This is a genomic window from Paraburkholderia tropica, assembly GCF_014171495.1.
Taxonomy (GTDB): domain Bacteria; phylum Pseudomonadota; class Gammaproteobacteria; order Burkholderiales; family Burkholderiaceae; genus Paraburkholderia; species Paraburkholderia tropica.
On the sequence record NZ_CP049137.1, the window covers coordinates 201,670 to 214,188 of the forward strand.

The following is a 12,519-nucleotide window of genomic DNA, read 5'->3' on the forward strand; positions in this document are numbered from 1 at the left end:
GAGTTTTCTGACGGCGATGTAGCAGTACATCTCGACAGCGGATCAAGCTTCTATGAGCGCAATTTTGTCAAGACCGCTTTCGCCGGCATCTTCATACCGCGCCTCCTGTGTTGCCGAAGTCTGACGTCGCCTTTTCGCTCGCAATTTGAACCGGCATCTCACCGCCTTCTATCCGCTGGCGTGTCACCAGCCTTATCCTGCTTGCGCGCTACGCCGGAATCTCTTCCGGGAACATGCCCCATCTGAGAATATTCGGTTGCTTCGGCACCCAGCGCGATCACGGGCATGTTCACTCTCACCGTATTTGTTACGCAAATAAAGTGCCAAATCAAGACTCTTTATCCTTTCATATAAAAACAAGGATACCTAATCTACCTTAAGGTCCACACCTTTAGGAATGACTCCCTTTTCAGATAGCGCCACAGTGTAATTGCAAGAAGTCTCGCTACCGCGACGATGGCGATGCGTCTCGCGCGTCGGTTTGGTCCCGTGCGCTGCGTGCGTCGGTCAAGCCATTTTGTTAATGCGCTACCGGGCTGGTAGCGCAGCCAAGTCCATGCAATCTCGATCGGCAGCGCGTGTACCCGCCGTTTTGCCTGTTTGCTGATCCCTTGTTCGACTTGGCTTTCACCCCTGTCGTATGGCTTAGGCACCAGTCCGACACACGAGCCGACTTCGCGGCCTTTGCTGAGGTCCCGCCAGAGGAGCTCGAGCGCAAGGCACCCATTTCGCCGATACCCTTCAGGCGCGCCAGCGCATCGAAACGCAGGCGCGCGACTACTGGTACATTTGTCTTTCGCGTCGCCCCAAGCACCGCAAGTTGCTGTTCGAGGGGGGCCAGCCGATCGCACCCACGCCGCTACCGCTCATACAGCTCGCGCGGTAACGGTGCACCGTCGTGGCAGCGTCCTTCGTCGCGCTCGTGCCGGTCTCTCCCAGTAGCCGAGTGCGGCCAGCAGCTAGCGCGTGCGATCTTGGTGCTGCAGGATTTCCTTCTGTAGCTGGCCGCGCTCTCGCATCAAGTGGCGCGATGCCTCATCCTCCGGTAACGGTACGCGAATGAAATGCATGCGATCGCGCTCGCCGCGCAGCCAGACGCGCAAGTTGATGACGAGCTTTATGATATCGAGCTGATCGCTCTTGGCGCGCCGATGGTGGCGTTCAACCGGAATACCGGCCAGATCAATAACGTAGCAGTCGATGCGTCGGGCCCGAAACGCGCGGCGGATCCAGAACGCGCCCTGCCCGGCCTTAGCTCACGGCAATCCGTACATCTGTCGGTAATGACCACCTTTCCTTGTGGGTCTCAATCAGGTCCAACACCGCCTGCGGGCGTGCCGCAGCCTGCGACTGTGCAACGATGTGGACGACCGGCTCTTCGCGCCGCCCGTCGTGAAACGCGACTTTCCAATTGGCTGCCGCCAGTTCCAGCGACACTGCCAGTACCAGTCCGTAACACTACCCGTGTATGCCTGATCGGTGAGCATTATGTTCTCCTGTGGGCAAACCTCAGAATGCTGATTTTAGGCGTCAGCTTGGTGAGTGTGCTGGGCGACGCCGCCTTTAGGAAACTCCTGCTTCTCGAGTGGTCGGCGTAACTCAGTGATTGCTCAAGTTTCGCGCAACGCCATGCGCACCTCGGGCCAGACAGCGAGTGACATCGCAAGCCAGCTGACGTCCCAGATGAACCAGGCAAGTTCGCGGGCAACCGCGACCACCGCGGTGTTCTTCTGCTTGCTGCGTGCGACGAGCTTGCGATAGCGTTCGCATAGGCGTACCTGCGCAGGCGCGGTCAATGACGGGCTCGGAAATCCCTTCGTGGTGGCGCTGGATGTCGGGGCTCACGCCGGCTGGGTGCCGGTAGCTCCAGGCTAGTAGTAACCGTTACCGTTGGCAAATTGCTGGAAAATTTACCCGATTGTTTAAAGTATTAAGCACTAACAGCATGAAAATATAGGCATCTAGCGATAGAATGGTGGTACGCGTGCAGAACCACTACAACCTCGTCAATCGCGCCGACGACGCCTTCGTCGACGCGCTCGCCGCGCGCGGCATCGCGTGGGTGCCGTTCTTTCCGCTCGGCGGTTTCACGCCGATCCAGTCGACGGCGCTCTCGACCCTCGCGCGATCACTCGACGCCACGCCGATGAGCGTCGCGCTCGCCTGGCTGCTGCACCGTTCGCCCAATATTCTGCTGATTCCGGGTACGTCGTCGCGGGCGCATCTGCGCGAAAACCTGCGCGCGCAGGATCTCGAACTGAGCGCGGACGTGCTCGCGAAACTCGATGCGATCGGCAACCCGTCTGCGTGAATCGCCAGGGCTGATCGGATGAATCACGGCGACCCGCGTGAGCGTGCACGCGGGAATACGCCTTGCGTGAGACACGGTTTGGCGCGATGACGGCGCGAAACCGGAGAAGCGGCGATGAACACGCTGCGCATCAGATCGAGGACGGCAAGCTGTATGGCGATACTGGGCGCCTGCGCGGTTTCACTCGGTTACGGACTCGACGCCCAGGCCGCGGGTCCCTTCGACGGCGCGTGGAACGTCACGCTCAATTGCCCGTCCGCGCCTGACAATACATTGAGTTATACCTGGCAATTCCCCGCCACCGTGGTGCAGGGCGTGCTGCATGGCGAACATGGCGTGAAGGACGGAGGCGGCTGGCTCACGCTCGACGGCAAGATCGAGCCCGACGGTTCCTCCACGCTCATGGCGAATGGACTCACGAATGCGCCCGCGTATGCGGTCGGTCATCCGCAGCCGCGCACGCCGTACACGTACGAAGTGAGCGCGCATTTCGACGCGGCTTCGGGCAGCGGCCAGCGCACCACCACGCGGCATTGCGATTTTGTTTTCGTGAAGCAGTGAGCGCCGCTAATCCGGTCGATCGAAGATGACGCAACGTTGACGCATCGATTGCGGATAAAAAAAACGCGGCCCGAAGACCGCGGTGCATGAGCGCTTGTCACTCCCGGCTGCCGTGAATCACGGCGCATCACCGAGCATCAAGGCGGAAACTTCGCCTGCGCCGGCTCAGGTTTGCGAATCCGTGGCGGCCGCGTCGTCGTCGGCCTGCTTTTCATCTTCCTTCTTTTCGACCATGTTCTCGAGCGCCCCCGCGCCTTCGAAGCCCGCGACCGCGGCGGCCGCCTTCGTCAAAAAGCCCGCGTTCGGATCGACTTTCTCAGCCGCTTCCACCGCGGCCACCGCGCCAGCCACTTCACCCAACTTGTCCAGAATGCCCATTTGACCCCTCCGGTTTGCCCGATTTCCGATCACTGCTGTCCATCCCTGCTGCCTGCCTGTCGAGATGCGGGCCGCACACAGACACCGTTGCCGCCGCACCTTTCTCCCATTGCGCTCGCCACGCTCGCCGAGCATCGGCGTTGATGCATTCTGGGCGCGACCGACTGGCAGAGCAATCATAAATCTCCTTGTTTAACAATGGTTAACGGTTGAATCCGCAGACAAATATTGATCCTCGCCAAAGCCCTGCCTATACTGGATTCGTCTCCTCCATGTCTCTATCGACGTGGTTCAAGCCCGCCTTCATCGCGGGCTTTTTTCTTTTGCGGCCCCGGAATCGGTCCATGACTGGCCAGATGCCGGCCAGAGACCGGTCGCTGCGGACGCGCGCGCACTGGCATAATCGACGTTTCGCCTACTTTTTTCTTACGTCCGCCGTCGCAATGAACCTGCATACCTGGTGGCTTTTCCTCGCCACGGTCTTCGTCGTCTGTGCCATCCCCGGTCCCAACATGCTGCTGATCATGTCGCACGGCGCCCAGTACGGCCTGCGCCGCACGAGCGCGACCATGGGCGGCTGCCTGTCCGCGCTCGTGCTGATGCTCGCGGTCTCCGCCGCCGGGCTCGGGGTGTTCCTGCAGGCTTGGCCGACGATGTTCAACGTGCTGCGCTTCATCGGCGCGGCCTATCTCGTGTACCTGGGCGTGAAGGCCTGGGGCGCGCCCGTCGAAGAACACGCCGCCAGCAACGCTGAAGCCGAAACGCTCGCCGCCCGCCCGGCTCGCTCGCCCGCCACGCTGTTCCGCAATGGCTTCCTCGTGGCCAGCAGCAATCCGAAGGCGATCCTCTTCGCCGCCGCGCTGCTGCCGCAGTTCATCGACGCAAGCCGCCCGACGCTGCCGCAGTTCGGCGTGCTGGTGGCGACCTTCGCGGTCTGCGAAGTGAGCTGGTATCTCGTGTACGCGGGCTTCGGCACGCGCATTGGCGCGACGCTCAAGAGCCGCCGCGTGGCGAAGGCGTTCAATCGCGTGACGGGCGGCGTATTCGTCGGCTTCGGCGCGATGATGGCGTTGATGCGGCAGTAATTCGGCTGAAGCGGAAACGGAAGCGGAGCGGAAAACCGCTCCTTTCCGCGAATCGAAGTTCTTCCCACACGGCGCCATGCGGCTCCGCAGGTCCTGTGGAAAAGCGCAAAATCTCCGCCCCGCAGCAGCCGTCTTTCTCCCCCATCCTGCCGACGCCTCGCTCCGGCATCGAGCGCGTCCAACAGGGAAGCGACCAACGCAGACCAACGCAGACCAATGCGGATCGGGGCATCCGTCCATGTGCTCGTCCCTTACCGAACGCTTTTGAGCCGACGAAAAATGCAGCCTCGGTGCTGAATCGTCGAAATGAAACGTTTGCGTGCCCACAAGTGCTTTTTAACCATTGCACGCGCCCCGCCAAGCCGCATATATTCCGACTGGGCATCTCGCGAAACAGATCAGATCTTCAAAAAAAATGAAAGCTGAGCAAGCTGGCGCGTGCGTCAGAACGGCACGCAAATCTGGGCACCTGTCTCCCTCGCGCCTCTCCCAGGCGGCGAACCTCGACTCCACGGGTCTGATAATTTAATGCGCGATCGCATCATAGAGCGCTCGCTGGACAAGCCGACGCGCGACCATGAGCGCAGTTTCAGGTTGCTGGTGGAAAGCGTCACCGATTACGCGATCTACATGCTCGACACGAACGGCATCGTCTCGAACTGGAACGCCGGTGCGCAACGGGCGAAAGGCTATGAGGCGTCCGAGATCGTCGGCCAGCATTTCTCCTGCTTTTACGAGCCCGCGGACCGCGATCGCGGTTTGCCGCAGTACGGCCTCGAAACAGCTCGTCGAACCGGCAAGTTCGAGACCGAAGGCTGGCGCGTTCGCAAGGATGGAAGCCGGCTCTGGGCGCACGTGGTCATCCAGCCGATCTACGGCGATGCCGGCGAGCTGTTCGGCTTCGCAAAAATTACGCGCGATTGCAGCGAAAAGCGCGAGATCTCGCTTGCGCTCGAGGAGACCACGCGCAATCTGGATCTCGCGCTGGACAACATGGCGCATGGATTGTGTCTGTTCGATCATCGCGGACGCCTCGTCGTGTCCAACGACCAGTTCGCCCACATCCTGTCGCTCCCTGGGGGCACCTTGTTCGAAGGGATGCGGCTGAGCACGCTGCTACGGCGAATCGGCGAGCACGCTGGCATGTCCCAGGCTCAGGCGGCAGGGTGGGCCAGAGAGGTCCGCGCGCAGCACGTTCAGCGTTTTGAAGCGAATCAGCAGCAGGCGACGATGGAAGTCGCCCGTCTGGGCCGCAGCATTTCGGTCGTCACGCGCCTGCTGTCGGATGGCGGCTGGGTGTCCACGATCGAAGACATGACCGAGCGGCGTATCGCCGAAAACCGTATCACTCATCTCGCTCATCACGATCACCTGACCGACCTGCCCAATCGTTTGAGCTTCCAGCAACGCTTGTCCGAACTGGCCGAAAGCGCCTCGTCCGAGCAGCCGTTTGCCCTGCTTTTTCTCGATCTGGATCGCTTCAAGTCCGTCAACGACACGCTCGGTCATCATGTCGGCGATGAACTGCTCAAGGCCGTGGCGCAACGGCTCGCCGGCGCCGTGCGCTCGAGCGGCCAGTTGGCCCGTTTGAGCGGCGACGAGTTCGCGATTCTGCAAGTCCCGTTTCGAAGCGTGAATGACGCCGCGGAACTCGCGCAACGCTGCATCGACAATCTCTCCGCGCCGTTCGAAATCACGAACAATGAAATCAGCATCGGCGCAAGCGTCGGCATCGTCGTTCACGCGCGGGCCGGGATCGATGCGGGCACGGTGCTCCAACGCGCGGACCTCGCGCTGTATGCGGCCAAACGCGCGGGCCGCAACTGCTTTCGCCTGTACGAGAGCGGCATGAACAATCCGATCCGACTGCGCAACGAACTCGAAGACGATCTGCGAAACGCCCTGCGCGCGAATCAGCTGGAATTGCATTATCAGCCCATCGTCGAAGCGCATAGCGGCATCACCACCGCATGCGAGGCGCTGCTGCGCTGGCGTCATCCCAAACGGGGCCCCATGTCGCCCGCCGAATTCATTCCGGTTGCGGAAGAGCGAGGCTTGATGCCGGAACTCGGAGCGTGGGTGCTGGAGAAGGCGTGTCGGGACGCGGCGCTCTGGCCTGCGCATATTCGCCTGAGCGTGAACGTTTCGCCGGCTCAGCTGATTCACGCAGACTTCACGCTCATCCTCGCGAACGCACTCACGAACGCGGCGCTTCCGGCACATCGTCTCGAAGTGGAAATCACCGAATCGGTATTGCTGGAATCGTCCGGCACGTCCTCGCGCATTCTGAACGAAATTCGCGCAATGGGCGTGGGTGTCGCGATGGACGATTTCGGCAAGGGCTATTCGTCATTGGGGCTGCTGCAGAGCGTTCCCTTTACGCGCGTGAAGATCGATCGCGGCTTTGTGAATGGACTCGGTAATAATCCGAAATCGGCCGCCATTATCCACGCGATCACCGAGCTGTGCCGCAGCCTCGATCTGCCGATTACCGCCGAAGGCGTGGAAACGAGAGACCAACGGCAAGCGTTGCTCGATGAGCGCTGTCACGAACTGCAAGGCTTTTTCTTCGCCAAGCCGGCCCCCGTCATTGCACTCGAACGCTATCTGCATGCGTGATGGCCGTGCGGCGATCGCAGGCCATCGATATTGACGGTCGCGAGGCGAAGAGTTCTTCGGCAACCGCATTTTCTACGGCGCAACTCACGCCCCGCTCATTGCCGGATTGACCGCCCCCGGCTATCTATACGCGATACCGACTCGGTATCGCATTCTCCAGCGACAGTATTGGACGCCGCAACCGCTGGCTGCGTATCCTCCAGGGCGTTGTTTGGCGGCACCGCGCAACTCGTCGTCACGGCGCGAGCGGCACGCCCGGATGCGTGGTCATGAGCGCGATCGCCGGATAAATCAGCAGCGTCGTGAGCGCGATCGAGGCGAGCGCCATCGGTTTGCGCGCGCGCATGCGGTCCGCCAACAGCCCCGAGACGAGACACATCACCATCATGGTCGCGCCCGATACGCAGCCCGCCATCAACGAAAGCGAGGTCGGCAGGTGCAGCACGCGCACCAGAAAGGTCGGCATGAAGAACACCACGAGGTACATGCCCACCGTGCTCGCGACGATCGACAGTACGCCGCGCACGATCTTGCTCTTGTGCGAGGCAAAAAGTTCGGTGAGCGGTTGCGTCTCGTGCGCGCGCGCCTCGAGCGTTTCGTCGAGGTGTCGCCGGATGTAGAGACCGACCGGCGCAATCAGCAAGCCGAGCAGAAACGGCACGCGCCAGCCCCAGGATTCGAGCGACGACGTGTCGAGGGTCGCGTAGAGCGCCGCGCCGCTGAGCGCGCCGATCACCGCCGCGCTGCCCTGGCTCGCGCCTCGCCAGCCAATCCGGAAGCCCCGCGTGCTTTCGCGAGTGGCGCATGCGCAATCACGTCGCCAGCCGCACGATACTGCCGGAAATTGACAGTATCGACCATTAGACTGAGCTTCCTTTCCAGGCGAGGAGCCAAAGAAATGAAGTTCGCATCGGTTCGTGTTGTTACTCGGAATATCGATGGGATGGTGGCGTTTTATCAAAGGCTATCCGGCCTCGAAGCGCTACGTCCGGCCGATGGATTTGCTGAAATGCGCTTCGAAGGCGCGACGCTTGCCATGTCGTCCGAGCAGTTGATCGCGCGTTTCAATGCCGGTGCTGCCACGGCCGCGGCGAATCAATCGGCGATTCTGGAGTTCGAAGTGGAGGATGTCGACGCGGTGTTCGATCGGATGAATGCCTGCGGCACACAGGTCGTCATGCCGACCACGTTGATGCCGTGGGGTAATCGTTCGCTCTTGCTGCGCGACCCGGACGGAAATCTCGTCAACGTGTTTTCTCGCCCGAGGGTTTGAGGAAACCGGCCGCCGTGATCGACCTGGGCAAAAGACACGCGGTCGTCACAAAAGCATCGACGCAGCAGCGGACAAATCGCAATCCCGGCAGCGTCATTTGCTTAGCGTAGAAGATTCCTTCGTGGAACGCGGCCGAAACGGTACATTTTGCACCTGCCCGATTTGACGATGGACCGCAAAACATGACCCGATTCGACCGCCGCCGTACCGTACTCGCCGCGCTGGGCGCCACGCTCGCAGGCGCCGCGCTGCCCGCCTGGGCCAAATTTCAGCCCGATCAATTCCGCATCGGCTATCAGAAGGCCGCGAGCACGCTGGTGCTGCTCAAGGCGAACGGCGCGCTCGAAAAGCGCCTCGCGCCGCTCGGCATCAAGTTGACGTGGAACGAGTTCCCGGCGGGGCCGCAACTGCTCGAAGGCTTGAACGTCGGCGCGATCGATTTCGGTTACGTGGGCGAAGCGCCGCCGGTTTTCGCGCAGGCCGCCGGCGCGGACTTTGTCTACACCGCCTACGAAGTGCCGACGCCCCACGCCGAAGGTCTGGTGGTCGGCAAGCAATCGCCGATCAAGACCGTTGCCGAACTCAAGGGCAAGAAAATCGCCTTGAACAAGGGATCGGACGTGCACTGGTTCCTCGTCGCGCTGCTGCAGAAGAACGGCATCGCGCTGAGCGATATCCAGCCCGTCTACCTCGCGCCCGCCGATGCGCGCGCCGCGCTGCAAAGCGGTTCGATCGACGCGTGGGCAGTGTGGGACCCGTTCCTCGCGGCGGTGGAGGCGCAGGACGGCGCCCGTCTCATCACCGACGCGAACGGCATCGCCCAGCATCATCAATTCTTCCTGAGTCAGCGCGAATTCGCGCAAAAGCGCAAGGACGCGATTGCGATCGCCCTCGACGAACTCTGCAAAACGGGCCAATGGGTTCGCGCCAATCCTGCCGCGGCGGCCGCACAACTTGCGCCGATCCAGGGGCTCGACGCCACGATCATCGAGAGCGGCCTCAAGCACTACGCGCACATCTACAAGCCGATCGATGCAGAAGTGATCGCGCAACAACAGCAGATCGCCGATACCTTCTACGAACTCAAACTCATTCCGCGCAAGATCGTGACGAAGGACGCCTTGCTCGCCTGAGCCGCGAAAGCGGGTTCTCGATTGCAAACGGCTGCAAGCGGCTGCGCGCGGGTCAAGCGGCGCGCGCAGCGAACCCGCTCGCCGGGATCGGAACGACCCTTATGCGCCGATCAATTTCCGCGCCCGGCGCATCCTGCGCTTGCGCGTGCGCGCCAATGCCGCGAGCGTGACGTCGCGGCTGGCTGCATCGGCAAAGACTTCGCGATGAGCATCGACCAGGTGTGTCACCGATACCGCATCGTTGAGCGCCCCAAAGCGCTTTTGCAGCTTCTTGAGCGACTTCAGACGCTTCACCTCGCGACGCGGCAAATCGGCAGCAAAAAACTCCAGCAAGTAACGCAATTGCTTCGCTGCTTTGCGGACGTCGTGCCACGCGGCGTAATCGTCACGCTTCGCGCGCTTCGCCCGTCGCTCGCGCTTTGTCAGGGCGCGTTGCGCGGCCCGCACCCGCTCGCGCGCAAAACGTTTGACCGGCACGCGCTCATGAGCGGTATTCAACTCGCGATTCGTCGTGTGCAGCATCTCGCGCAAGGCGGGTTTGAGGCCGGTGGCGGCGAGCGTCGCGCGCGCCCGTTCGCAGGCCTCGGCGCGCGCCACCCGCATGCGTTCGCCGACAGGCGCGGACTTGTCGGCGTCCTCACCCAGCAACTGCAACGCGATATCCCAATCGCGCGCGCTGCCCGCCGCCATGCCCGCGCGCTTCAGATAGGCGCGCTCGACCGCCACCTTTTCCCGGTCGAGCAGCGGACGCCACGCCCACAAAAGCGTGCGCAGGCGCCGCAACGCCACCCGCAGCTTGTGCAGCTCGTCGGCGTTCTCGTCGAGCCGCGCGGCACGCTGGATCGCTTCATCCACGAGCGGCTTTGCGCAGGTGGAAAAGCGCGTCTGCGCGTTCTCGCGCGGCTTCGGCTTTCCGGGTTTTCGCAGTTTCATCTTCGCCTCGCTTGACGCTGCCGCCTTGCACCTGCCGCCATCATGCCTGCACCGATTCCGCCTGCGCCGCGCGCGTCCAGATACGATGCTGGCCGGCCGCCTCGATAAACGCCTTCAGCACGGCCTTGAGGTCCGATGCATCGCCTTGCGCCACGCCGTCCGCCTGCGCGGGCAACTGCGCCGCCGCGAGCAGCAAACGTCCTGTGTCGATCGCGGCGAGCGCTTTCAGGTGGCGAAACGCTTCAGCCACGAAATGGCGGGCATCGCCCGATTGCGCGAGCGTTTGCGACGCCGTCTCGCCGCCCGTCACGAACACCGCGTCGAACATCACCGAAGGCATGCCGGCAATCGTGGCATCCGGCACGACGCCGTCGATGGGCGCAAGCGTCGGCGCGACGACCAGCGCCGTTGCGCCTTCCTTCGCCAACGCATCGCGCACGGTTTTGAGCGTGGCGGCGTCCGCACCCGGCGCCGCCAGCAAGGCGATCTTGCGCGTCTTGATGCCGGGCTGCGCGCGGTTGAGCAAACTGAGCGCAGGCGACGTGGCCGGATTCGGCTTGCCCGCTTTCTTGCCCGCCTTCGGCTTGGGCAAACCGAGCGCGAGCGCGACGCGGGCGGCGAGATCGGCATCGATATTCGCCAGAATCTCGTTGACGACGCGCTCGCGAATCTCCGGCTTCTTGACCTTGCCCAGCTCGAACGTATACGCCGCCACTATGTGCTCTTTTTCCGGCGTCGACATGCTGTGATAGAACATCGTCGCCTGTGAAAAGTGATCGGCGAACGACTCGCTGCGCACGCGAATCCTGGTGCCGTCCACGCGCTCCTGATAACTTTCGAAACCACCTTTGGCCGGCGGCGTTTCCTTCGGCCAGCCGTCGCCGACCGAATTGGGCTCATAAGACGCCTGCCCCACGTTGATTGTTTGCCGATGCATGGCGTCGCGCTGATTGTTCGCGTACGGGCACACGGGGCGATTGATCGGAATCTCGTGGAAATTCGGGCCGCCCAGACGGCTGATCTGCGTATCGGTGTACGAGAACAATCGCCCTTGCAAAAGCGGATCGTTCGTGAAATCGATGCCCGGCACGATATGCCCGGGATGAAACGCGACCTGCTCGGTTTCCGCGAAAAAATTATCCGGGTTGCGATTGAGCGTCATCTTGCCGATGATCTTCACCGGCACCAGTTCTTCCGGTACGAGTTTGGTCGGATCGAGCAGATCGAAACCGAACTTGTGCTCGTCTTCCTCTTCGATGATCTGCACGCCCAGTTCATATTCCGGATAATCGCCGCGCTCGATCGCTTCCCACAAATCGCGCCGATGAAAATCGGGGTCCTTGCCGGCGATTTTCTGCGCTTCGTCCCAGATCAGCGAATAGGAACCGAGCACAGGACGCCAATGCCATTTGATGAAGCGCGCCCGACCTTTCGCATTGACGAAGCGAAACGTGTGTACGCCGAACCCTTCCATCGTTCGCAGACTGCGCGGAATCGCGCGGTCCGACATGGCCCAGATGACCGTGTGCGCGCTTTCGGGCACAAGCGAGACAAAGTCCCAAAAAGTATCGTGCGCACTGGCGCCCGTCGGCATTTCATCGGGCGCCTCCGGTTTGACCGCGTGAACGAAATCGGGGAATTTGATCGCGTCCTGAATAAAGAACACCGGCACGTTATTACCGACGAGATCGAAATTGCCTTCATCGGTATAAAACTTGGTGGCGAAACCACGCACGTCGCGCACGGTATCGGCAGAGCCGCGCGGACCTTGAACAGTCGAAAACCGCACATAGACAGGCGTCAGTTTCGCGGGGTCCTGCAGAAAATCGGCGCGGGTGAGATCGGCTTGCGATTCATAGACCTGAAAGACGCCGTGCGCGGCAGAACCGCGTGCGTGCACAATACGTTCCGGAATGCGCTCGTGGTCGAAATGCGTGATTTTCTCGCGCAGGATGAAATCTTCGAGAAGCGAGGGACCACGGGGACCGGCGCGCAAGGAATTCTGGTTATCGGCGATCTTGACGCCCTGATTGGTGCGCAACGCTTCACCCTCCGCGCGCGAGCGAAAGGGCTCCAGACTCTGCGACTTGGCGTCCGTCTGGGCGGCGCCGTTCGATGGTGCGGAGTCTTTGCTATGGGGACGATTGCGATGTGGCATGGGTGCCTCCTGAAAGTGAGCCAACCTTCAGCGCAATCCCTATGCCATGCTACGCACAAGCAGCGCGC

9 protein-coding genes and 3 pseudogenes are annotated in these 12,519 nt (G+C 61.9%); 6 read left to right on the forward strand and 6 right to left on the reverse strand.

Going from position 1 to position 12,519, the window contains the following annotated elements; genetic code table 11:
* Positions 1-366: 366 nt before the first annotated feature.
* Both G5S35_RS40430 and G5S35_RS31520 read right to left on the reverse strand, forming a co-directional pair.
* Positions 367-1,449, reverse strand: a pseudogene (locus tag G5S35_RS40430) (transposase).
* 161 nt (positions 1,450-1,610) lie between these two features.
* Positions 1,611-1,872: pseudogene (locus G5S35_RS31520) on the reverse strand (IS110 family transposase); the annotation flags it as partial.
* A gap of 103 nt (positions 1,873-1,975) precedes the next feature.
* Here G5S35_RS31520 and G5S35_RS31525 point away from each other — a divergent pair.
* A pseudogene (locus G5S35_RS31525) lies at positions 1,976-2,311 on the forward strand (aldo/keto reductase); the annotation flags it as partial.
* Positions 2,312-2,464: 153 nt separating this feature from the next.
* Positions 2,465-2,872 carry a hypothetical protein gene (locus tag G5S35_RS31530; protein ID WP_183040441.1) on the forward strand — a complete coding sequence of 136 codons (408 nt, stop codon included), beginning with the start codon at positions 2,465-2,467 and terminating at the stop codon, positions 2,870-2,872.
* Between the two features lie 165 nt (positions 2,873-3,037).
* Here the strand turns inward: G5S35_RS31530 and G5S35_RS31535 are convergent, their stop codons facing one another.
* On the reverse strand, positions 3,038-3,250 hold the full coding sequence (locus G5S35_RS31535; protein WP_110326245.1) for a hypothetical protein: 213 nt from the start codon (positions 3,248-3,250) through the stop codon (positions 3,038-3,040).
* A gap of 443 nt (positions 3,251-3,693) precedes the next feature.
* Here G5S35_RS31535 and G5S35_RS31540 point away from each other — a divergent pair, with 443 nt between their 5' ends.
* Together G5S35_RS31540 and G5S35_RS31545 are read left to right on the forward strand one after the other, a co-directional pair.
* Positions 3,694-4,335: a LysE family translocator gene (locus tag G5S35_RS31540; protein WP_065059117.1), complete on the forward strand. Its 642-nt coding sequence runs from the start codon at positions 3,694-3,696 to the stop codon at positions 4,333-4,335.
* Positions 4,336-4,863: 528 nt separating this feature from the next.
* Complete coding sequence (locus G5S35_RS31545) at positions 4,864-6,954, forward strand: sensor domain-containing protein (RefSeq protein WP_065059116.1); 2,091 nt, start codon at positions 4,864-4,866, stop codon at positions 6,952-6,954.
* 235 nt (positions 6,955-7,189) lie between these two features.
* Here G5S35_RS31545 and G5S35_RS31550 read toward each other — a convergent pair whose 3' ends face one another.
* Positions 7,190-7,690, reverse strand: a complete 501-nt coding sequence (locus G5S35_RS31550) for an MFS transporter (RefSeq protein ID WP_237181908.1) — start codon at positions 7,688-7,690, stop codon at positions 7,190-7,192.
* Between the two features lie 162 nt (positions 7,691-7,852).
* On the opposite strand from G5S35_RS31550, the gene G5S35_RS31555 reads away from it, so the two are divergent.
* Positions 7,853-8,227: a VOC family protein gene (locus G5S35_RS31555; RefSeq protein WP_183040443.1), complete on the forward strand. Its 375-nt coding sequence runs from the start codon at positions 7,853-7,855 to the stop codon at positions 8,225-8,227.
* Positions 8,228-8,409: 182 nt separating this feature from the next.
* Positions 8,410-9,360 (forward strand): sulfonate ABC transporter substrate-binding protein, encoded by a 951-nt coding sequence (locus G5S35_RS31560; protein ID WP_183040444.1) that lies wholly within the window; start codon positions 8,410-8,412, stop codon positions 9,358-9,360.
* A gap of 99 nt (positions 9,361-9,459) precedes the next feature.
* On the opposite strand, the gene G5S35_RS31565 is transcribed toward G5S35_RS31560, so the two are convergent.
* Both G5S35_RS31565 and katE read right to left on the reverse strand, forming a co-directional pair.
* On the reverse strand, positions 9,460-10,215 hold the full coding sequence (locus G5S35_RS31565) for a CHAD domain-containing protein (protein ID WP_237181910.1): 756 nt from the start codon (positions 10,213-10,215) through the stop codon (positions 9,460-9,462).
* Between the two features lie 118 nt (positions 10,216-10,333).
* The gene (gene katE / locus G5S35_RS31570; RefSeq protein ID WP_183040446.1) at positions 10,334-12,451 is read right to left on the reverse strand and encodes a catalase HPII; all 2,118 of its coding nucleotides are present in this window, start codon (positions 12,449-12,451) and stop codon (positions 10,334-10,336) included.
* Between the last annotated feature and the right edge of the window lie 68 nt (positions 12,452-12,519).